Genomic DNA, 21920 nt, shown 5'->3' on the forward strand with positions numbered 1-21920 from the left:
TTTAATGAAAGCGCTTCCAATAGTTTCTAGACTCTTAACCTTAAAAACATGGGCACTTAATCTGTCTCTGTCATGATCTAGTGGAAGCGCGTTCATCCACGTGGAAAAGTTCCCTTGCGCGACTCGTAAAACCATTTCCAATCAAATTTCTCTACTGAAAGGTTCAGCATGAAGCGCAGCTCCTTCTTGAAGACTTCAGCACTAGCCCTGTCTATGTTATTTGCATCCACGACAGTGACCGCATGTGGAAGTGATTCCAATGGGTCAGGTGACGATACATTGGTTGTTTATTCAAATTCTTTGTCAGACGGTCGGAGTGACTGGCTATCTGACAAGGCCGAGGAAAATGGATTCGACGTAGAGTTCGTTGACCTTGGCGGAGGCGATATTCAAGACCGACTGGTTGCGGAAAAGCAAAACACAATCGCGGATGTTGTATTCGGGCTTAACAATGTCTACTTTGAAAATCTCAAATCTGAGGGAGTACTAGAGTCCTACACTCCCCAATGGTCGGACAAAGTTGAACCTGGCGTTGGTGATGATGAGCAATATTGGCCAATAGTTCAAGAACCCATCATGTTGGTTTACAACAATGAAGCATATTCCGACCGTGAAGCGCCAAAAGACTGGCCGGATCTTTGGGAAAATGAGAAGTTCCATGAGCGCTACGAAACACCTAGTGAGCTGGGAGGCGCAACCACTCAAATGGTGATTGCAGGAATACTGGGGCGTTACTTAGACGACTCAGGGGACCTTGGTGTTTCAGATGAGGGGTGGAGCGCCATAGAAAAATACTTCAAGTACGGCAGCTCTTCGGTCAAAGGAACGGATCTCTTTGCCCGCATGATGAATGGTGACGTAGATGCTGGCCAAATGTGGTTGGCGGGAAAAGCTTCGAGAGAAAAAGAATACGGCATCAGCACAACCGCAGCTCATCCTAAGGTGGGTGTTCCCATGGCGACTCAGCATATCGCAAAAGTAAAAGGTAGCGACAACCCTAAAGCAGATGAGTTCATCGATTGGTTTGGATCTGCTGAAGTTCAATCGGAGTGGTCAAATGAATTCTTCACTGCACCAACGAACAAAGATGCGCTTGAGACGGCGAACCAGGATGCAGTGAAACAAACTGACTCGTTTGAAGCCCAAGATATTGACTGGAACGTCGTGGCCGAGCATTTGCCGGAATGGATAGAAAAAATTGAGTTGGACTACAAGTAGTTACGATTCGCCGAGGAAGGCTAGCAGTAAGAAACTATTGCGAGATCAATAGGAGCGCCATGATTAATTTTGAGCACATCCAAGTGGCTTACGGCGAGTTTACAGCACTTCCAGACTTTGACTTAGAGATCAATGAGGGGGAGTTTTTCACCTTTCTAGGCCCTTCAGGCTGCGGAAAATCCACAGTTCTAAGAACACTTGCGGGCTTTAACTCGCCCAAGAGCGGGAAGGTCTATGTGAATGGTCACGACGTAACATTTGCGCATTCATCAAAAAGAGGTATCGGTATGGTTTTCCAAAACTATGCACTCTTTCCCTCGATGAATGTTCAAGAAAATATAGAATTTGGATTAAAAACCGCTAAATTCCCTGCAACTGAGAGGGAAAGAAGAGTCTCGGAGATTGCTAAAACGGTTGACCTTGCAGAAGAGCAAATGAAAAAGCAGGTCTCCGAACTGTCAGGCGGTCAGCAACAAAGGGTCGCAATCGCCAGGGCTTTGGTCATGAAGCCGAGCATACTACTTTTGGACGAACCACTGTCCAATCTTGATGCGCGCCTTCGAAAGCAACTTCGTGGCGAGTTGCGACATCTGCAGGGATCTGTGGGATTCACGACGGTCTACGTCACCCACGACCAAGAAGAAGCTTTGTCTCTTTCGGATCGAATCGCGGTTCTTAATGAAGGAAAGATTGAACAAGTTGGGTCACCTCGAGAGCTATATGAGGACTCGGATACCGAATTTGTGTGCACTTTCCTAGGCGAAGTGAATCGAATTTCTAAAAGTCAAGTATCGGACTTGAACAGGCAAGGAGCCGGACTAGAAGAAAACGCTACACATTATATTCGACTGGAAAAGCTTAAATTTTCAAATAAAAAGCCGGACACAAGCGAAAATCCAATGCTCAAAGCTAAAGTAAAAACCTGCTATTACTTCGGGGATCATGAGATATATGAGCTTGATTGTCTCGGGTCGGACCTGAAAATCATCAAAACTGGATCTGAAGAACCGGTTGACGAAGGAACACAGGTCTACTTAACAGCAGACCCAAGGTGGATCCGAAGCTACGACGAAAATGGGAAGCGTATCCACCTTTTTTAGGAGCACGAATGAAAAGCTTACTTTCTATAAGAACAATGATGAAATCACCGCTAAACATTATAGTGGTGTGCGCATTAATGTACTTCATTATAACGTTCCTGATTTGGCCTAATATCACAATGCTCCTGCAAGTATTCCGGCCAGATGGTGAATGGACGTTGGACGTATTTGACAAGCTCCTGTCCTCTGAACGTGCCATGAAGTCACTGCGTAATTCTTTTCTTCTAGCAATATCTCTGGCAATCACGGTTAACGTAATTGGCATCTTTATTGTTTTAGCTACCAGATTTTTCGATATCAAAGGCTCTAAAATTCTCTACGTAGGATTTGCCACTACCCTGATTTATGGTGGAGTAATATTGGTATCCGGCTATAACCTTATTTATGGGCCGAATGGATTCTTGACGAATGTAATGCTCAAGGTCTTTCCAGGGATGGATGCTAATTGGTTCCGGGGAATGCCAGCGGTGGTCTTGTTAATGACATTTTCCGGTACGGGCAGCCATCTACTTTTTATGGGAAACTCAATTTCGAAAATCGACCAGCAGACGATCGAAGCTGCGAAGCAAATGGGAGCATCCACTTGGAAGATTCTCATGACTGTAGTCCTTCCTGTGATTAAGCCTATGATTTTTGCTACCACGGTACTTGTATTTTTGGGTGGCCTTAGTGCAATGACAGCGCCTCTAATCTTGGGTGGCGATGACTTCCAAACTATTTCTTCAATGATTTTGACTTTTTCGCGGACGAAAGGTTCGCAAGATCTGGCGGCTACGCTCGCAATGATTCTTGGCGTGGCGACGTTATTGGTGCTTACGGTTTTGAACAAGGTGGAGAGAGGTGGAACGTATTTCTCAGTCTCAAAGGTGCCTGTGAGCTTAGAAAAGCAAAAAATTGAAAATCCAGTGGTGAACGCAGTAGTTCATGTGACTGCATGGTCGTTGTGGGTTGTCTATATTATTCCACCAATATTGATTGTATTGTTTTCCTTCACTAATGCTTCGGCTATTGCGCAGGGAACTATTAGTTTCAGCGATTTGACGTTATCGAATTACGTACAGATCTTCACTAGTAAGGAAGCTATAAATCCCTTCGTGGTGTCAATTGTATACTCTGCGATTTGCTCCTTTATAGTGGTATTCGCATTGTTATTTGTCGCAAGAATTATTCAGCGGTATAGGAATGTAGCTACGGCTTTATTGGAATATTTGCTGCATATTCCATGGGTACTTCCTGGAACACTTATTGCTCTTGGTTTACTGATTACCTTCAGCGAACCTCAGCCCTTGATTGCCGGTAAAGTCCTGTCCGGGACGGTGTATATTCTAGCCATCGGGTATATTGTAGAAAAAATACCGTTTACTTTTAGGATTTTGAAGGCGTCATTTTCTGGAGTCCCGGCTAATGTGGAAGAAGCGGCCTCTATTTTAGGTGCAAGTGATTTGCGAATATTCCGTAAAATCCTATTTCCGTTGGTTATTCCTGTGGCTACAGCTATTGCCGCGTTGAATTTCAATTCGCTGCTGGGCAACTATGACACCGCAATTTTCTTGGCTCACCCTTTCCATCAGCCTCTTGGTATTTTTATTTATAACGCGACCTCAACGGACACTATGAATGACACCACTGTGTTGACCTTTGTGTATTCAGTCTTGCTAATGATTATTTCCAGCGTAGTTCTATACCTCGTGTATGGACGAAGTTCCAAGAGCGTCACCAAGAATAAGACTATTTAATAGAGAAAGTCGGTTGAATAATGGGAAAATACAACGTTGACTCGGTTGCCTTCAAAGAAGTTAATAAAAGATTTGTTGAGGCACACGAAGCTAAGCACCCTTTAGTCGCTGTCCATCGTGGGTCACCTGGTGGTTCGATTATTGAGAACTCTGTCAATGCTATTGTCGCTGCTGAAGCGGAAGGAGCAGACATTGTTGAAATCGACGTGATCCGGTCCGCAGACGGGGAGTTTTACGTATTTCATAATGGCTACGAAAGATTGTATTTTGGCTTGGAGCGAGACATTCGGGAACTGTCCGCCGCTGAAATTGAGGATCTCCAGTACCAGGACTTTTTCAGAAGGGAAGCGGGCTATTGCGGGGTGGAAAAGCTGTCAGAAGTTTTGAAGAGCTGTTCTGATACGCTCCTTAATATTGATAGGTCTTGGGAATATTGGGATACGCTTCTAAATTACCTTGATTGTTTTGAGTGTTCCGAGCGAGTTCTTTTGAAAGCACCTCCTGAGGCGAAAGCGTTAGAGTTACTGAACGCGCACCCTGTTAAATATCCTTTTATGCCAATTTTGAAAAATTGGGATGAGTTAACTTTCGTTTGCGATTATGAAAACATCAATACGATGGCGCTCGAGTTGTTAGCGGAGCATTCTGATGATTGTTTCGCAGAGCATGATGCTGTTAATTCTCTTAGAGATGAAGGTTTTTTAGTGCTGCTAAATGCATTAAATTTACCTAACCGTAAGAACCTTTATTTAGGTTGGGACGACGAGGTCTCAGTTCTGCAACGGCCGCAAGACGGGTGGGGCAAACTTGTAAGCCGAGGTGCCGATATCATTCAAACGGACTGGCCAAGCCTTCTTAATAAGTATTTAGAAAGCTGAGGCTTGCAACATCGAATTACTAGGCTCAGTTTGTTGGTAGGGCGTCGCACCTCTGCCGCGCCGTAAACTGTATGCTCGTGGGTTGGAAGTTGATCGGTCGAAGATGGAGCTTAGATGGGTGAATCGCGGCGCAATGCGTTTCGCGTCACTATGGATGATGTGGCCCGCGCTGCAGGGGTGTCCAGGGCGACGGTCTCTAGAGTGCTGACTGGAAATTCGTCAGTTAGTGAAGAGACGATAGTAAGAGTAGATTCTGCTGTTGAACGTCTGGGTTATGTCCCGAATCCCGCGGCGCGCTCCCTGGCTGGGTATCGTAGCAAGGTTCCTACAGTAGGATTGCTGCTGCGTGATCCAGTGAATATTTATTATGGAGTCTTGTTCGCTGAACTGCAGAGACATGCGGCGGAAAATGGGTTTCAGTTGGTTGCGTCGATTCCTACTCAGAAGAAAAACTCCGTGGACGAACTGTCAGCGCTTTCTAGCTTGTTAAGTATGGGAGTGGATGGGATTTTCTTAGCTACCGGTTCCATTAATCCTTCTGATGTCGAGGGATTCTTGGATAAGGTGCCGATGATTTCTGTGGGACGCCCAGAGCTTCGCAATGAAATAACTGCGGTCGGTTTTGATGAAACTAAGCATGGCAAAATAATTGCATCTAATGTGCTCGGCTACGGACACAGGCGGGTAGGCGTGGTGGTCGTGGACGAGGATTATTCGGTACCTGAGAATCGCCGTGGTGTGTCGACGATTCAAGAATTGACGGCCGCCGGAGCTGTTGTTCGTAGTTTCCCAGTTTCTTCTTCTAGCTCCTTTAAGACTTTATCGAGCAATATAATTGCGCTGGTGAAGCGTGGGGAAATTACCTGTGTTGTGTTTCCTAATGACAGGCGTGCACTGCGTTTTCTAGGTGTTGCCCAATCAGTAGGAGTCGATGTTCCACAAGATGTAAGTGTTGTGGGGGTTGACGGGATCTCAAGGGAAGTGGTGCATGCTGGCCTTGCAACCGTACAAATTCCGGTCAACCTTGTCGCTGCGCGCGCATCGCGTGTCATGGGCTCGCGAATCAAGAATCCCCGACAGGTAGTAACTCATGAGAATTTTGCAGGAATGTTTCTGTCCGGTGAATCTTTGGGAGTACCCAATCCGCTGATTTCAGAATTGTAAAATTTTCTACTATAATCCTGACACTTAGTTTAAAGGTAGCTAATCTCGAAACTTCTGCAGCGTCCTTTTTGATTTTAACTTGTAACCTGGTTTGCTCACCCGTGACGCTCGTGCAGTTGAGCGTAAGAAGGCTGGTCTGCACAAGGTACGTCGCGCACCGCAGTACTCCAAGCGTTAATCTCGCTTCTACTGCGCGCGCAGGCGCCGCACACTGCCGCTGCTTCCCATTTAGGGAGGCAGCGGTTTTGTCGTTTTATCGCTCTGGCCGATGTCCCCGTCGGTTAGGCCGGCCAAACCTCGCCTGGCCGGCCTCTTGAGGCTGAGCCTTGCGCGAGGCATAAACGCTCAGTCGGGGCCACGATGAAGCCCGCACGCCGCAGTGCACCACGGACTGTGGAGTAGAGAAATGCCCGCCTCCCATCGCGGAAGAGTGCATTGGGAGGCGGGCTAGGGGCCTAGGGGAGAGGTCCGGTTAGGCAGAGAGATTACTCATCGTCATCTGCGGCCTTGTCCTTGGTCTTCTTCTGTGCAAAGTCCTTGAGCTCGGCGCGGCGCTCTTCGCGGAGGGCCGCCTGCTCTGCGAGGTATTCATCCGATGCGTTGATGGTGTACCACTCGTGGAGATACGGGTCATCGTTTTCAATTTCTGCCCCGGCACCGTGGTTTTCAGGAACGGCAGAAGAGCTGAATACGAAGTCGCCATTGTGCTCTTGGAGGCCCAAGTGTGTGCCTCGCTCAATGGCGGCATGGGCATATTTCCTGCGCAGTATTGCAGGGTCGCGTGCTAGGTCCTTGCCCCACGCCACCATGATGCCGATGAGGATGAAGGTAAACGGCAGCGAGCTGGAGACCATGATGGATTGCAGGCCGCTTAGCGCATTCTTGCCGGCAATGAGCAGCAGGGACAAGGAAATGCCACCCAGGGCAACGCCCCAAATAACGGAAATCGATGTCGAGGGGATTGGTCGACCTGATTGGGACATGGAGCCCATGACGTTGGTAGCGGAGTCAGCGGCCGTGTTGAAGAAGACGACCACAGCAAGGAGAACGATGACCGTGGTGATGCTAGAGAGCGGTAGCGATCTCATGAGATCGAACATCACATTCTCGCCGGAACCTTCGATCTCGATTCCATCCCCGTCCAGGTGGGTCTTGATAGCCGTGGCACCAAAGATGACGTACCAGAAAAGCGACAGGGTGGTAGGCACGAGCATGATGACGAAGACGAATTCGCGAATGGTGCGCCCGCGGGAAATCTTCGCGATGAACATGCCGACGAAGGGCGACCAAGAAATCCACCACGCCCAGTACAGCATGGTCCATGCGGTGACGAATTCCTTTTCCGGTTCACCCTGGGAGGCGGAGAGGGACATCATGTCTTCGAAGTGCTTGAAGAACTGCAGCAGGGAGGCGGGAAGCAGGTCCAGAATATAGAGCGTCGGCCCAGTGATGAGCACGAAGACCGCGAGTCCGATGACCAGGCCCATGTTGATATTGGACAGGATGCGGATGCCGCGCTTGATGCCGGACATTGCGGAAAGAATGAAAAGGATGGTGAGGATCGTAATGATCACCACCATGATTCCGTTGCCTTCGAGGGGCTTGCCGGTAAGGATAGAGGTACCCGTACGGATCTGCAGCGCGCCGATACCCAGGGAGGTAGCCGTGCCGAAGAGGGTGACCAACACTGCGAAGATATCGACGATCTTTCCAAATACCCGGTTATTCGAATCCGTAATGAGGGGTTCAAATAGCGAGGAAATGAGCGGGATGCGGCCGCGTCGATAAGCGGCATAGGCAAGCGCGCCGCCCACCAGCGCAAAGATCATCCATGGCAACGTCGCGTGGTGCAGAACCGCCTGGGCAAAGGCAGGAAGGATGGCTTCTTGGCTGCCGGATTCGACGCCGGAGAGATACGGCGGGGGAGTCAAGAATAGGGCAAGCGGCTCCATCGGGCCGTAGAAGACCAAGCCGATTCCCATACCGGCGGCAAAGAGCATGGCGATCCAGGCGTTCCGGGAGAAATCAGGCTTGGAATCATCGGCGCCGAGCTTAATTTTGCCGGTTGGGGCGATGGCGATCGTCAGCAGGAATGCCGTGGTGGCAATCATGATGATCGTAAATAGCCATCCAAAGTTTTGGACGACCCATGCCCGCATGGTGCTTCCTGTGTTGGCCAGGTTATCTGGGGCGATGATGGCCCACAGGATAATGCCAACTGTTGATGCCAAGGCCACCGCAAAGACGGTTTTATTGGTCTTGAAATCTGCGCGGGTGTTTTCGACACTTACTCCGGGAATGAGGGCTGGATGAATAGCGCGTTCCCCAGAAGCGGCTTTAGCAATGGCTGAGCGAGCCTTCTGCGAGGTAGTTTCAGGTGACTTGTCACCTGAAGATCTAGGTTCGTTCATCGTTGATCCTCTCTAGGGCAAAAGAGTGAAGTATAACCTAGCTAATAATTTCATATAAATGCCAAAAAGTACGACTTTAAGCAAATTTTGCTTTTCATCACAAGGACATTTTTCGTGATGTTGGTTACCCAACTGGCCTGCTTGCCGATGCTCCAAACATGCGACCCGCGGGACTAACAAGGCATAATTGTTTTCATGACTCGACTATTTGGAACCGATGGAGTTCGCGGCCTCGCGAATAAAAAGCTGACTCCCATTTTGGCCTTGACGCTGGGACAAGCGGCTGCAGAGGTCTTTACTGCGCAGCGCGAATCTTATGAGCGCCGCCCCTTGGCAATCATCGGCCGTGACCCCCGCGTATCGGGCGAAATGCTTGATGCCGCAATCGCTTCCGGCTTGGCGTCCCGCGGCGTGGACGTTGTGCGCGTGGGGGTGCTTCCCACCCCAGCCATCGCCTTTTTGACGGATGATTATGGTGCGGATCTCGGCGTGATGATCTCTGCCTCCCATAATCCGATGCCAGATAATGGCATTAAGTTCTTTTCCGCTGGCGGTAAGAAATTACCGGATAGCGTGGAAGATGAGATTCAAGACGCGATGGATAATCTCGTTGAGGAAGGCCCAACGGGCACCAAGTTGGGTCGCATTATCTCGGAGGCCCCTGATGGGCGCGAGCGCTATTTAGAGCACCTCAAGGATGTTGTATCCACTGACTTAAGCGGCATCAAGGTGGTTGTGGATACGGCCAACGGCGCGGCGTCGAAAGTCGCTCCCAGCGCCTATGAAGCAGCAGGCGCTGAGGTTATCCCGATTTACCACCGGCCCAATGCCTTTAATATCAACGAGAACTGTGGTTCTACCCATATTGAAAAAGCCCAGGCAGCGGTGCTCGAGCACGGTGCCGATTTGGGCCTTGCCCACGATGGCGATGCGGACCGCTGCCTCGCCGTCGATGCCGAAGGCAACGTGGTCGATGGCGATCAGATCATGGCGTTGCTCGCGGTAGGGATGAAGGAAGACAATGACCTGCGCTTTAATACGCTCGTCGCCACGGTTATGTCCAACCTCGGCCTGACCCTCGCCATGGAAAAGCAAGGCATTGAGGTCCGCCACGCGGCAGTGGGCGATCGCTATGTGCTTGAAGAGCTCCACCGCGGCGATTTCTCCCTGGGCGGCGAGCAGTCTGGGCACGTCGTGCTTCCCGATGACTCCACTACCGGCGATGGCACCCTCACCGGCCTTTCCATCATGGCGCGCATGGCCAAGTCTGGAAAGAGCTTGAAGGAACTGGCCTCCGTCATGACCGTATTGCCGCAGGTGCTCATCAACGTTCCGGTATCCAATAAGGCCGCGATCATGGATTCTGCCGAGGTTAAGCAGGCCATTGTGGAGGCAGAAGAGGAGCTCGGGGAGACCGGCCGCGTGCTGCTGCGCCCCTCCGGCACCGAAGAACTGTTCCGCGTCATGGTGGAAGCAGCCGAAGAGGAGCACGCCCGCAAGGTGGCAGGTAGGCTTTCTGCCGTCGTCGCCTCGGTGTAGGCAGTTAAGAAAATAAGAAGTATTGGGGAACCATTTGGTATAAACCCCAGTCCAATGAAGGTGAGCACACTTACCGCATATGGATTTGGGGATTTATACCGATGTCTGAGGTTTTCCTTCGCCCTGCAGAGGCGATGACAGCACTACAACAAGCTATAAGCGCCAATGATGAACAGCGCCAAGCTCACCGCGCCGACGTTCCAGACTTTCCTATTGCGGCGGCTGGGCGAAATTTCTCCGGGCACGGGGAACGCATCCGCAGCATCCTCGCGCGCATTCATGACAATGGAACGTGGCGCTTAGACAATATCTCTGCCACAGGTCAGGCAGCGCACGACCAGATGCGCGCATTCGCCACGTACGATGTCGGCTTTAGCCGCTCCTTTGCAGGAGAGAGCGGAAAGGCCGTGGACTAGTGAGTACGCTGACTAAATCGCTTTTAGGGGATTATTCCGCCGCCATTTCGCAGTTCCAATTGGCCTGCCTGGGACATTACTCTGGTCCCAGCATGCCATTGGGGCTTCTGGGTGAGCTCATCAGCGCGGTAGATGGAATCGCCCCGCAAAACATACTGCGCCATACCATCTCCGCGGTGGGAGGAAATCTGCCGCACGGCGGCGGGAAAGGCCTTGCGGATTTCCTGCGCACGGATGATTCCGATGTTGCCCATGGCACCTTGCGCGAGCACCTGACCGGCATTCAAAAGGATTTTGATATCCACCGCGATGAAGGCAAGCAGCTTACTGACTCCGCCAAGCAATGCTCGAGCGCTATTTCCGATGTCGTCGATACCTCCGATACCGCACTGACAGAGCTGATTTCTGCGGTCATCCCGCTGCTTAATATCTTGTCCATGGTGGCAACTAGGCATCCGCTGGCCAAGTTCATTATTCCCATCGTTTCCACCATTGGTGCGAAAATCATCGATGACACCAATGATTCAATCGCCAGCACGTGCCGGGATCGCGATGATGCCATTGAATCCTGTTACGACGAGTTTGAGTCCCGCTGCGAATGCGTCTGCGAGCGCCCTCTACCTGAGGAATGCCCCGAGCCGGCAGAAGCCGAGGAAGATTCCTGCCCACCACCGGTGGAAAAGTGCCCAGACACGCCAGCTCCTACTCGTCCGATGCCCGATGGTGGGGGCGACACCGCCTCCAACCCGCCACAGCCAGCGCAACCGACGCAGCCCGCATCCACCGCTGAGTGCCCGCCCCAGCCGGAGCCGATGCCGGAACCAACCCCAGAGCCAAAGCCAGATCCGAAACCGGCACCACAACTAGATCCAAAGCCGGCATCGGCCCCACAGCCAGCACCTGACCCCACACCTGAGCAGCATCCTTCCGGGTGCCAGTGCCAGCAGTGCCGCGGTTCGGTGAACAATAATCCTCGACCGACCGAATCCACGACCACGCCGGCGCATGCGGACCCAGATCCGGAACCCGAACCAGAACCGAAACCACAAGATTGCCCACCGGAACAACAGGAACAACCCGCACCTCAGCCGGAGCCCGACCCAGTCCCTGAGCCTGTGCCGGAGGATTCTGAGTGCGAGGAGGAACCAACAACACCGGCTGGCGTAGAAGAAGATGCGGCTTGTGACATCGAGTCCTCCTGCAGCGGCAGCTTGGGAATCGTCGGCGCAGGAATTGCGTTGGTGGGTGTAGGCCTCATCATTGAGGGCGCTGCGGAGTGCCTGGAAAACATCGCGGATGCCGATTGTCCGGAACCTGCGCCCGAGCCTGCGCCTGAGCCAGAACCCGAGCCGGAACCTTGCCCTGAACCGGAACCAGCACCGGAACCCGAACCGTGCCCAGAACCTGAGCCTCAACCCGAACCCGAGCCTGAACCGTGCCCGGAAGACGGAACGATTGAGCCACCTCCGGAGCTTTCCCAGGTGGAAGAACCGGCCCCGCCTCCAGAAAAGGTACAGCACCTGCAGGCAGCAGAAGCCGCTGGAGCTGGTGCACCTGCGCCAGAGCCGCAGCTTCAACCTGAGCCCGCACCAGCACCGGAACCTGAACAGCCACCGGCACCTGCTCCGGCCCCCGAGCCTGCACCAGAGCCAAGCTCAGATGAACCATCCGTGACTGCACGAAAGGCAGGGCAGTGGTAATGAATAACGATTTTGCAGAATTCGCGCAGGGGTTTCGCGAGCGCACCGCGCGACGCATGTTGGAATTTGAAAAAAGCCTGGCGAAGGCCCAAGACGAGCTAGAAAAGTCCACGGCCAAGGCCGTACAGCAGGCCAAAAATGAGCAGCGTGGGGGAAGAGACGGTGATGCGGTGGGGCATCGGCAAGCAGCTGCTGGAACGTGGCGCCGAAATAGTGCTGCCCCAACGCGTGTCAATAACGCATCGGGGCAGGTGAAATCTGTGCTGCGACGTGGATAGGCCTAGTTCAGCGGATTAGCTTTTAGTCATCGAGGGCAACGCCGGCGCGCTCGGCTAGGTCATCGCCGATAAAGCTTTCTACCTTCTTCGCGCTCGCCTCAGGATCCGCAAAGCCGTCATAGGCGGACTCGCCGGCGAGGGTGGAGAGCAAGAAACCGGTGACGAGGCCGCGGGCGATTTCGGTGGGGCCGGATTGGAAGGCGCCGGAACCGATAGCCAATTTGCGGAAGCGATCTTCGCTAAAACCGGCCTGCGTGCCCTTATCGATGGCCCGATAGGCCACCTGGCCGCGCCAGTTATAGGCCAGCTTGGCGGGGTTTCCGGCATTGAAAATGTCATCACGCCCAGAGCCAATGACTAGGCCCGGCGTATCGAGGCTGCGGGCGGCCTCGACGGCGGACGGGGCGGTCACGGCGGGATAAATCGCGGCGACGGCCTTGACCTTCGGGTTATCGACCGCGCCCAGTACCGCGGTGCCGCCGCCCATGCCGTGGCCTACCATGCCGAGCTTGCCCGGCGATACGGTGATATTGCCGGTGCCCAGCTTCACCCCAGCGGCGATCTGCAACGCAGATTCCATGTCTGCAGACAGGTTGCGGTGATCGGGGAACATGCCGGTCTCAGAATTGGGGGCGACCACGACGATGCCCCAGCTGGCGAGGTGGCGCAGCGTGGCGTGGTAATCCTTGATTTTGTGCATCCAATCGTGGCCAAAGGCGACGGCGGGCAGGCCTTGGCCTTCCGCAGGGGTATAAACTTTGCCGGTAATACCCGCATAATCGAGGTCGCCAACCAGCACGCGGTTGCGGCCACGCTTCGATAACGTTCCTAAGTGTTTCTTCAAATTCGCAGACACGCATTCTAGGATAGATGAAGATCACCCCGTGCTGGTGGCAAGGGGTGGCGAGTGGCACATGCGGGGGATTCGGGGAGGCCAAAAGGGGTGCGCGGCACCGAAGTTCTATGGGTTGCCTTACTTGCGCACTGTCGAGAAACCAGGCGAAAATGTGCACTAGGTAACATTTTCTATGCTTCTCTGGGAAGGCAGGTCGCCGCATATGACTACCGGCACCCTCACGATCGACCAATTGTTTCCGCAGGATGGACCGGAGGTAAAGACCGGCATCATCGACCGAGTGGCCTATGCCTCCGATGCCTCGCACTACCTCTACACCCCGAAGGCCGTTATTGAAGCGCGTTCGGCAGAACACGTGGCCGCCATTTTCAAGGCGGGGCGGCAGCAAGGTATTCCGGTGACCTTGCGCTCGGGCGGTACCTCCCTGGCAGGTCAGGCCTCCGGCGAGGGTTACTTAGTGGATGTGCGCAAGCATTTCCGGGGCATAGAAGTCCTCGATGACGGCAAGCGGGTACGCGTGCAGCCAGGGGCGACCGTGCGCCAAGTCAATGCGCTTTTGGGGCTGCGCAACCGCAAGCTCGGCCCGGACCCGGCGAGCGAGGCGGCCTGCACCATCGGCGGCGTGGTGGCGAATAATTCCTCCGGCATGGCCTGCGGCACCGAGTTCAATACCTATAACACCTTGGAATCGCTGACCTTTGTCTTGCCTTCCGGCACGGTGATCAATACCGCGGACGCGGATGCGGACCGGCAATTCCAAGCACAAGAACCCGAGCTGGTGGATACGCTGACCCGCCTGCAGCGCCGCGTGCGCGATAACCAGGAATCAGTAGATATCATCCGCCGCCACTTCAAGCTGAAAAATACGATGGGCTACGGGCTTAATTCCTTCCTGGATTTTGATAGCCCCGTCAAGCTCTTTGAACACCTCTTGGTTGGCTCCGAAGGAACCTTGGCGTTTATCGCGGAAGCGGTCTTTCGCACCGTGCACATCTCAGCCCTCACGACGACCACTGTGGCGGTCTTTAACGATCTCTCCGCCGCTACGAAGGCGTTACCTTCCCTGGTGGATACCGGTGCCGCCACCCTGGAGCTGATGGATTCTGCCTCCATTCGCGTGGGCCAAGGATTCGATAAGGTCCCGCAGGCCATTACCGGCTTCGATGTGGATTCGCAGGCCGCGCTGCTCATCGAGTACCAATCCGATGACAAAGAAGAGCTGCGGGAAAAAGAACACAAGGGCTCGTCCCTATTGCGCGAATTGGACCTGCAATCACCGGCGGAATTTTCTGCCGATATTCCCACCCGCACCGCCGCGTGGAACTTCCGCAAGGGCCTGTATGCCCAGGTGGCAGAAGCGAGGCCCTCCGGAACCACGGCGCTATTGGAAGACGTTGTGGTGCCGGTGGGCGATTTGGCCGATACTTGTTCCTCCTTGCAGGAGCTTTTTACCCGCTATTCTTACGACGATGCGGTCATTTTCGGCCACGCGAAAGACGGCAATATCCACTTCCTTCTAACGGACCGCTTCGAAGGCGATAGCGCCATTGGTCGCTATAACAACTTCAATGAGGAAATGGTGGACTTGGTGCTTTCGGCAGAGGGAAACCTCAAGGCCGAACACGGCACCGGCCGCGCCATGGCCCCGTATGTGCGCCGCCAGTACGGCGATGAGCTCTACGAGGTCATGCAGCTGCTCAAGCGCGCCTGCGATCCCGCTGGCACGATGAACCCGGGTGTGATTCTGGACGATGACCCCGATGCGCACATTACGAATATCAAGCTCAACCCCACGGTGGAAGAGGAAATCGACCCGTGCGTTGAGTGCGGCTATTGCGAGCCGGTCTGCCCGTCGAGGGACCTCACCTTGACCCCGCGCCAGCGCATCGTGGTGCGCCGTGCCCGCCAGCGGGCGCAAGAAAGCGGCGATACGCACTTGGTTGCAGAACTCGATGAGGCTTATGAGTACATGGGCATCGATACGTGCGCCGTGGATTCTATGTGTTTAACCGCCTGCCCAGTGGGCATTGATACCGGTAAATTCATCAAGAAGCTGCGCCACGAGAATGCCGGGGCCGCCGAAGAAAAGGTCTGGTTTACTGCCGCCAAGAATTGGCAGTTCACCAGCCGCGGTGCCGCAACGGCGCTCACCGGCGCGCACATGTTGCCGGCGCAGTTGGTCACGAAGGTCACCGATGTGGCCCGCTCGCTCGTCGGCCCCGATACCGTGCCCGGATACCAGCCGGAGCTAGGCAAGGGTGGCAAGTCCCGCGAGCGTTTGGCCGGGCGCGTGGGAGATCGCTATGCAGAGACCGCGGGAATCTATCTTCCAGCCTGCGTAAACTCCATGTTCGCCCCGCAAGGTGAGGGCATGGGTGCCACGGAGGCCTTCATTACCGTCTTGGAGAGGGCGGGGATCGCGCTGGAGGTGCCTAAGGGCATAGAAAAGCTCTGCTGCGGAACGCCATGGTCCTCAAAGGGCATGCGCAAGGGTCACGACATCATGGAGCAGCGCGTGCGCGAGACCGTCATGGATGCCACGGATAACGCCTGCCTGCCCGTGATCGTGGACGCGTCCAGCTGTACCGCGGGTTTTCAGGAGATGCTGGAATCCATCGGCATCACCGTCATCGATGCGCTGAGCTTCACCGCCGATACGCTGCTGCCGCGCCTCGAGACCACCCAGCCGGTCGATTCCATGACGATTCACCCGACCTGTTCGGCGTTCCAGCTTGGCATGATGGGAGATGTAGAAAAGGTCGCCCGAGCCGCAGCCACGGAGGTACACATCCCCACCGCCTGGAATTGCTGCGGTTATGCCGGCGACCGCGGCATGCTCCACCCAGAGCTCACGGAGTCCGCCACCCGCGCCGAGGCCGCCCAGGTCACGGAGCTGGGCGCGCAGTATCACGCCTCTACCAACCGCACGTGTGAGCTGGGCATGACCCGCGCCACCGGCGAGGATTACCACCACGTCCTTGAGATGCTGGAGCGCGCCACGCGCTAGCAGCCCGGTGGGGAAGGGGCGCGGCTGCTTGCCGATGCCCCCGTCTTCTTCCGCGCCCCAGTCAGCCGCAGGGCGGGAGGGCTGCTCACCGAGGGTGCGAAAACTAGCGGTGGGCAGGCCAGTTTCCAGTAACTATAAAAGGCCCGAATAAGTGTGCGGCCATAAATAACAGGCCCTAGTCCAACCCCCGGTTCGTGTTGACCAATGAGGTAGGATTCCTTTTTATGTGTGGAATTGTTGGATATGTTGGTCACGCTAGCGGTGACCGCGAATACTTCGCTCTGGATGTAGTCGTGGAAGGTCTGCACAGACTGGAATACCGCGGCTATGACTCCGCTGGTGTGGCGATGTACGCCGATGGGGAGATTAGCTGGCGGAAGAAGGCGGGCAAGGTTGCTGCCTTGGATGATGAGATTGCAGCGCGTCCGCTGCAGGATTCCGTTTTGGGAATCGGGCACACCCGGTGGGCCACGCACGGTGGTCCGACCGATCTCAATGCGCACCCGCACGTCGTTGACGGCGGCAAGCTGGCCGTGGTGCACAACGGCATCATCGAAAACTTCGCGGAGCTGCGGACCGAGCTCTTGAATAAGGGCTACAACTTCGTTTCTGAAACCGATACTGAAGTTGCCGCTGCGTTGCTTGGCGATGTTTTCCACAATGACGCCGCAGGTGACCTCACCAAGGCAATGCAGCTGACCGCTAAGCGCCTCGACGGCGCGTTTACCCTGTTGGCCATTCACGCTGACCAGCCGGATCGCATCGTTGCCGCCCGCCGCGATTCGCCCCTAGTCATTGGTTTGGGCGAGGGCGAGAACTTCTTGGGCTCTGACGTATCGGGCTTTATTGATTACACCAAGTCCGCAGTGGAAATGGACAATGACCAGGTAGTCACCATCACTGCTGACGATGTCGTCATTACTGACTACGACGGCAACCCCACTGAAGGCAAGGCCTTTGAGATCAAGTGGGATGCGGCCGCCGCTGAAAAGGGTGGCTTTGATTCCTTCATGGAAAAGGAAATCCATGACCAGCCTGCCGCCGTGCGCGATACCTTGCTCGGCCGCTTTGATGAGCAGGGCCAGCTGACCCTAGATGACTTGCGCATCGATGAGTCGGTCTTGAAGTCCATCGATAAGATCATCGTGATCGCCTGCGGCACGGCGGCCTATGCCGGCCATGTGGCGCGGTACGCCATCGAGCACTGGTGCCGCATCCCCACCGAGGTTGAGCTCGCCCACGAGTTCCGCTACCGCGATCCGATCGTCAATGAGAAGACCTTGGTCGTGGCATTGTCCCAGTCCGGCGAGACCATGGACACCTTGATGGCCGTGCGTCACGCACGCCAGCAGGGTGCGAAGGTCATCGCTATCTGCAATACGCAGGGCTCGTCCATTCCGCGCGAATCCGATGCGGCGCTGTACACCCACGCTGGTCCCGAAATCGCTGTGGCCTCCACCAAGGCTTTCTTGGCGCAGATTACCGCGACCTACTTGCTGGGCCTGTACTTGGCACAGCTGCGCGGCAATATGTTCTCGGATGAAATTCAGGGAGTACTTGCTGAGCTTCGCAATATGCCGGACAAGGTACAAAGCGTCATCGATGAAGAACAGCAGGTAGCTGGCCTGGCTAACTCCATGAAGGATGCGGAATCCGTGCTCTTCCTGGGCCGCCACGTGGGCTTCCCGGTTGCCCTTGAAGGCGCGCTGAAGCTCAAAGAGATCGCATACCTGCACGCCGAAGGCTTTGCCGCCGGCGAGCTCAAGCACGGCCCGATCGCGCTGATTGAGGAGGGCCAGCCGGTCTTCGTCATCGTGCCCTCCCCGCGCGGGCGCGATTCGCTGCACTCCAAGGTGGTGTCCAATATCCAGGAAATCCGCGCCCGCGGTGCCATTACCATCGTGATCGCAGAAGAAGGCGATACCGCGGTAGAGGATTACGCTAACCACGTCATCCGCGTGCCAAAGGCGCCGACATTGATGCAGCCGCTCCTTGCTACGGTGCCCCTGCAGATCTTTGCCGCACACGTGGCAAAGTCCAAGGGCTACGACGTTGACCAGCCGCGCAACCTGGCTAAGTCCGTGACCGTGGAATAACCTTCCGGCGATTCTGGCCCCTTTCTCGCCCTTGCTTGCACTGGGCGGGGGAGGGGTCTTGCGCATATCTGCAGTAAATTCAGCGCGCGGGTGGAAAGTGGCACAATAGTGGCATGCTGAAAACCACAATTGACCTTGCTGCCATCGCGCATAATGTGCGGCTGATTAAGGAGAAGATCGGCCCAGACGTCAAGCTGATGTGCGTGGTGAAGGCGGATGCTTACGGGCACGGGGTAGAAAGGGTCGTGCCCGTGATGCTGGAAGCGGGGGCGGATTCCATTGGCGTCGCCACGCTGACAGAAGCCGTGCAGCTGCGCCGCATGGGTGTGGATTCACCCATTGCGGCGTGGATCTGGCAGTCGGATCAGGTACTAGAAGAGGCCCTAGCCTCTGGCATCCAGATTGCGGTCAATTCCCCGGCGCAGGCGCGGAAGCTGGTGGAAGCGGAAATTCCCGCCGAGGTCTATATCAAGGTCGAAACCGGAATGCACCGCTCCGGGGTGGATAAGGCGGACTGGGATGAGGTTTTTGCGCTGCTGCGGGACGCCCCGCATATCACCGTCCTGGGCCTCATGTCCCACTTTGCCTGCGCGGACGATCCGGATAATGAGCATAATGACGCCCAGGAAGAAGAGTTTCGGCGCGCCCTGGATGCGGCGCGCGCGGCCGGTTTGAAGTGCCCGGTCAATCATTTAGCCAACTCACCAGCCACGCTCTCGCGCCCATCGGCGCACTTTGACCAGGTGCGCGTCGGCCTCGCGTGCTATGGGCTCGAGCCCATCGCGGGGAGAGAGCATGGCCTGCGCCCGGCGATGACCTGGTCCGGAAATGTCTTTGGGCTCAAGCCGATCGATAAGAATGAGGCCACCAGTTACGGGCGCACGTGGAGCGCGGATAAGCCAGGTTTCCTGGCCACGGTGGATTGTGGCTATGCCGATGGCCTGCCACGGGCGTACCAGGGACACCTTCAGGTGGGCATCGGCGGGCGACTCTATCCCCAGGTGGGCCGGGTGTGCATGGACCAAATTGTGGTGGATCTAGGAGAAAATCCACACGGCATTGCCCCCGGTGATGAGGCCACCATCTTTGGCCAGGGCGGCATGTCTGCCACCGAGCTTGCTGATGCCGTGGGCACCATAAACTATGAAGTGGTGTGCCGGCCCACCGGCCGCACTGAACGCGAATATATAGGAGGGGCCGATGCGCAGTAATTTTCCGGAGTCTGGAACCCGCGATCTGGCAACGGTGGAGCAGACCCACGCCTGCGGCAAGGAATTGGGCGCCGCGCTCGAAGCCGGCGATGTCGTTATCCTGGATGGCCCATTGGGCGCGGGAAAAACCACCTTTACTCAGGGAATTGCGCAGGGCATGCAGGTCAAGGGGCGGATTACCTCGCCCACGTTCGTCATCGCCCGCGTGCATCGCTCACGGGTTGGGGGGCCGGACCTGGTGCACGTGGACGCGTACCGCCTCTTGGATGAAGGCGGGGCCAATTCCGGCGATCCCCTAGGGGAGCTGGATGCCTTGGATCTGGATACCGAGCTTGCCGATGCCGTCGTCGTCGCCGAATGGGGCGGCGGCCTAATCGAGCAGATCGCAGATAAGTACCTCTTTGTCAGCATCGACCGCGAACCGGCGGAGTTTTCCGGCGCCGATGAGGACGTGCGCCGTATTAGCTGGTCATGGCGCCACAATGATTAGGTAGATCTCATTAATTTTAAGGTATAAGTGATGGATATCTTAGGGCGTCAAGTTGCTTTAGGTATTTAAGGTGCGGGATCCTTGAAGGGTGTTAGATCTCCTAGCCTCTAGTCCTCTGCTCGCCCTTTTTGCCATCATGGCCATTGGTTTGGCCATCGGCAAAATCAAATTCTTTGGCATCTCTCTTGGCGCCGCGGCAGCGATGTTCGTGGCGCTCGGGCTTTCTACCGCCAATCCGGATATCCAGATTCCACCGCTGGTCTATCAATTCGGCTTGGCCATTTTTGTTTATGCCATTGGCCTTAATTTCGGGCCGTCGTTCGTTCGCGAATTTGCTACCCGTGGCTGGAAGCTGACCGTCTTTATGATCGGCATGTTGATCCTGTTGGTCGGCGTGGGTTTCGGGCTCATCCGCGTCTTCGGCCTCGAAACCGATGTGGCGGCCGGCATGTTTGCCGGTTCGCTGTCGTCCACACCAGGTATGGCGGCAGTGGTGGATATGCTGGGCGATTCCACCCCGGTCGTCGGCTATTCGCTGGCTTACCCGGGTGCGGTTATCGGCGCGATCCTAGTCGCCGCCATCGGCGCGAAAATCCTCAAGGTGGACCACGAGGAAGATGCCAAGAAAGAGGGGATGATTCCCGCTCCGCTGGTAGCCAAAGGCGTACGGCTGACCAAAGACTTCCCGGATACAGCCGGGCACCTGTACCGCGTCACCGGGCATACCGTGGTGGCTACCCGCGAGATCTCCGATATGGAACACCACCGGCTTGCGCACCCGGATATGCCCCTGCGCAAGGGCGAGGCATTCCTTATTAATGGCTCCGAAAAGGATGTCGCCGGTGCCATCGAGGTGCTCGGTGAGGAATACCCAGTCGAGCTCACCCCAGAGGCGGGCTTGCAGTATAAGCGCGTGACCGTGTCGAACCCGAAGGTCGCGGGCAAGCGCATCCGCGATATCGATGCGCTCGAGCATGGCTTCATCATCGCGCGCGTGCGCAAGGGCGATAGCGATGCGGTCCCGCACCCAGATATGGTGCTGAACTACTCCGACCGCGTGCGCGTGGTGTGTAGCTCGCACCACGTGCGCGAGGTGCGCAAGTACTTGGGCGATTCTGAATCGGCGCTCGGCAACGCTGACCTATTGTCCATGTCCATCGGTTTGACCTTGGGCATGCTGTTGGGCCTTATTCCCATCCCCATGCCGGGCGGATCGACCTTGCAGCTGGGCTTTGGTGGCGGTCCCGTCGTGGTCGGCCTCATCCTCGGTTACCTGAACCGCACCGGCCCCATCAATTGGCAGATGCCCTTCCATACCAGGGAAACCCTCTCGAACCTGGGACTGACGCTCTTCCTGGCGGGCGTGGGGACATCGGCAGGCGCATCGTTCCGCGATGCCCTGACGGATCCGTCCTCGCTGACCATCATCGGCGTTGGCTTTATCATTACCTTGGTATCGGCCATCCTCATCGGCGTCATCGGCATGCTGGTGCTGTGCTTGAAGTGGGACGAGGCCATGGGTTGTGCAGCCGGCATGACCACGAACCCAGCAGTATTTGCCTATATCCGGGGCCAAACCGGCACGGAGCTTGCCGGGCGCGGCTGGGCAACGGTGTATCCAACCACCATCATTGGCAAGATTATCGCCGCTCAGGTGCTGCTATTGTTATTGCTTTAGCCCCATATGTCCCGCGCTAATTATTCACCCACTGGGTAAGCCGCCTACACTGGCAGGCACTACCCAGTGGGTGAGTGCTTGTTGGCCGCCGAGTAGCCTCGGAAATAGAACTGACAATCACTTCACCATATGTACATATAGG

At 55.5% G+C, this 21920-nt stretch carries 16 protein-coding genes and 1 pseudogene; 15 read left to right on the plus strand and 2 right to left on the minus strand.

The annotated features are described in order from the left end of the window. Positions 1-168 precede the first annotated feature (168 nt). The 6 genes and pseudogenes from QP970_RS05550 to rpsI form a co-directional block, all read left to right on the plus strand. Positions 169-1218, plus strand: coding sequence for an extracellular solute-binding protein (locus QP970_RS05550; RefSeq protein ID WP_284869762.1), 1050 nt, complete (start codon positions 169-171; stop codon positions 1216-1218). A 59-nt stretch (positions 1219-1277) separates the two neighbouring features. Beyond that, a complete protein-coding gene (locus QP970_RS05555) occupies positions 1278-2318 on the plus strand; it encodes an ABC transporter ATP-binding protein (RefSeq protein ID WP_284869763.1) in 1041 nt (346 codons plus the stop codon). An 8-nt stretch (positions 2319-2326) separates the two neighbouring features. Continuing rightward, positions 2327-4054: an ABC transporter permease gene (locus QP970_RS05560; protein ID WP_284869764.1), complete on the plus strand. Its 1728-nt coding sequence runs from the start codon at positions 2327-2329 to the stop codon at positions 4052-4054. 20 nt (positions 4055-4074) lie between these two features. Further along, entirely contained in the window at positions 4075-4932 is an 858-nt protein-coding gene (locus QP970_RS05565) for a glycerophosphodiester phosphodiesterase family protein (RefSeq protein WP_284869765.1), read from the plus strand. A 114-nt stretch (positions 4933-5046) separates the two neighbouring features. Next, the gene (locus QP970_RS05570; protein WP_284869766.1) at positions 5047-6096 is read left to right on the plus strand and encodes a LacI family DNA-binding transcriptional regulator; all 1050 of its coding nucleotides are present in this window, start codon (positions 5047-5049) and stop codon (positions 6094-6096) included. Positions 6097-6184: 88 nt separating this feature from the next. Continuing rightward, positions 6185-6274: pseudogene (gene rpsI / locus QP970_RS05575) on the plus strand (30S ribosomal protein S9); the annotation flags it as partial. A 307-nt stretch (positions 6275-6581) separates the two neighbouring features. Here the strand turns inward: rpsI and QP970_RS05580 are convergent. Continuing rightward, entirely contained in the window at positions 6582-8507 is a 1926-nt protein-coding gene (locus QP970_RS05580; protein ID WP_284869767.1) for a BCCT family transporter, read from the minus strand. A 195-nt stretch (positions 8508-8702) separates the two neighbouring features. Here QP970_RS05580 and glmM point away from each other — a divergent pair, with 195 nt between their 5' ends. The 4 genes from glmM to QP970_RS05600 all read left to right on the plus strand — a co-directional run bounded on the left by glmM (position 8703) and on the right by QP970_RS05600 (position 12440). Further along, complete coding sequence (gene glmM, locus QP970_RS05585) at positions 8703-10046, plus strand: phosphoglucosamine mutase (RefSeq protein ID WP_023025248.1); 1344 nt, start codon at positions 8703-8705, stop codon at positions 10044-10046. Positions 10047-10147: 101 nt separating this feature from the next. After that, the gene (locus QP970_RS05590; protein WP_023025249.1) at positions 10148-10462 is read left to right on the plus strand and encodes a hypothetical protein; all 315 of its coding nucleotides are present in this window, start codon (positions 10148-10150) and stop codon (positions 10460-10462) included. Beyond that, positions 10462-12162 carry a hypothetical protein gene (locus QP970_RS05595; protein ID WP_284869768.1) on the plus strand — a complete coding sequence of 567 codons (1701 nt, stop codon included), beginning with the start codon at positions 10462-10464 and terminating at the stop codon, positions 12160-12162. The genes QP970_RS05590 and QP970_RS05595 overlap by 1 nt, the downstream gene beginning before the upstream one ends. Continuing rightward, positions 12162-12440 (plus strand): hypothetical protein, encoded by a 279-nt coding sequence (locus tag QP970_RS05600; RefSeq protein WP_023016768.1) that lies wholly within the window; start codon positions 12162-12164, stop codon positions 12438-12440. Before QP970_RS05595 ends, QP970_RS05600 begins: the two co-directional genes overlap by 1 nt. A 22-nt stretch (positions 12441-12462) precedes the next feature. On the opposite strand, the gene QP970_RS05605 is transcribed toward QP970_RS05600, so the two are convergent. After that, positions 12463-13296 (minus strand): dienelactone hydrolase family protein, encoded by an 834-nt coding sequence (locus QP970_RS05605; protein WP_239269068.1) that lies wholly within the window; start codon positions 13294-13296, stop codon positions 12463-12465. A 202-nt stretch (positions 13297-13498) separates the two neighbouring features. Here QP970_RS05605 and QP970_RS05610 point away from each other — a divergent pair, with 202 nt between their 5' ends. The 5 genes from QP970_RS05610 (at position 13499) to QP970_RS05630 (ending at position 21778) form a co-directional block, all read left to right on the plus strand. After that, positions 13499-16303: an FAD-binding and (Fe-S)-binding domain-containing protein gene (locus QP970_RS05610; protein WP_284869769.1), complete on the plus strand. Its 2805-nt coding sequence runs from the start codon at positions 13499-13501 to the stop codon at positions 16301-16303. A gap of 224 nt (positions 16304-16527) precedes the next feature. After that, positions 16528-18399 carry a glutamine--fructose-6-phosphate transaminase (isomerizing) gene (gene glmS, locus QP970_RS05615; RefSeq protein WP_023025254.1) on the plus strand — a complete coding sequence of 624 codons (1872 nt, stop codon included), beginning with the start codon at positions 16528-16530 and terminating at the stop codon, positions 18397-18399. A 113-nt stretch (positions 18400-18512) separates the two neighbouring features. After that, positions 18513-19610: an alanine racemase gene (gene alr / locus QP970_RS05620; RefSeq protein ID WP_284869770.1), complete on the plus strand. Its 1098-nt coding sequence runs from the start codon at positions 18513-18515 to the stop codon at positions 19608-19610. Continuing rightward, complete coding sequence (tsaE, locus tag QP970_RS05625; protein ID WP_284869771.1) at positions 19600-20100, plus strand: tRNA (adenosine(37)-N6)-threonylcarbamoyltransferase complex ATPase subunit type 1 TsaE; 501 nt, start codon at positions 19600-19602, stop codon at positions 20098-20100. The genes alr and tsaE overlap by 11 nt, the downstream gene beginning before the upstream one ends. A gap of 88 nt (positions 20101-20188) precedes the next feature. After that, entirely contained in the window at positions 20189-21778 is a 1590-nt protein-coding gene (locus QP970_RS05630) for an aspartate:alanine exchanger family transporter (RefSeq protein WP_284869772.1), read from the plus strand. The last annotated feature ends 142 nt before the right edge of the window (positions 21779-21920 follow it).

This window comes from Corynebacterium sp. MSK073, assembly GCF_030232085.1.
Taxonomy (GTDB): Bacteria; Actinomycetota; Actinomycetes; order Mycobacteriales; family Mycobacteriaceae; genus Corynebacterium.

Excerpts from the sequence above, each read along its gene's own strand:
- tsaE (WP_284869771.1), top strand. The coding sequence starts at position 19,600 with ATGCGCAGTAATTTTCCGGAGTCTGGAACCCGCGATCTGGCAACGGTG.
- QP970_RS05580 (WP_284869767.1), bottom strand. The coding sequence starts at position 8,507 with ATGAACGAACCTAGATCTTCAGGTGACAAGTCACCTGAAACTACCTCG.
- QP970_RS05610 (WP_284869769.1), top strand. The coding sequence starts at position 13,499 with ATGACTACCGGCACCCTCACGATCGACCAATTGTTTCCGCAGGATGGA.
- QP970_RS05560 (WP_284869764.1), top strand. The coding sequence starts at position 2,327 with ATGAAAAGCTTACTTTCTATAAGAACAATGATGAAATCACCGCTAAAC.
- glmS (WP_023025254.1), top strand. The coding sequence starts at position 16,528 with ATGTGTGGAATTGTTGGATATGTTGGTCACGCTAGCGGTGACCGCGAA.
- QP970_RS05550 (WP_284869762.1), top strand. The coding sequence starts at position 169 with ATGAAGCGCAGCTCCTTCTTGAAGACTTCAGCACTAGCCCTGTCTATG.
- alr (WP_284869770.1), top strand. The coding sequence starts at position 18,513 with ATGCTGAAAACCACAATTGACCTTGCTGCCATCGCGCATAATGTGCGG.
- QP970_RS05555 (WP_284869763.1), top strand. The coding sequence starts at position 1,278 with ATGATTAATTTTGAGCACATCCAAGTGGCTTACGGCGAGTTTACAGCA.
- QP970_RS05590 (WP_023025249.1), top strand. The coding sequence starts at position 10,148 with ATGTCTGAGGTTTTCCTTCGCCCTGCAGAGGCGATGACAGCACTACAA.
- glmM (WP_023025248.1), top strand. The coding sequence starts at position 8,703 with ATGACTCGACTATTTGGAACCGATGGAGTTCGCGGCCTCGCGAATAAA.
- QP970_RS05565 (WP_284869765.1), top strand. The coding sequence starts at position 4,075 with ATGGGAAAATACAACGTTGACTCGGTTGCCTTCAAAGAAGTTAATAAA.
- QP970_RS05570 (WP_284869766.1), top strand. The coding sequence starts at position 5,047 with ATGGGTGAATCGCGGCGCAATGCGTTTCGCGTCACTATGGATGATGTG.
- QP970_RS05600 (WP_023016768.1), top strand. The coding sequence starts at position 12,162 with ATGAATAACGATTTTGCAGAATTCGCGCAGGGGTTTCGCGAGCGCACC.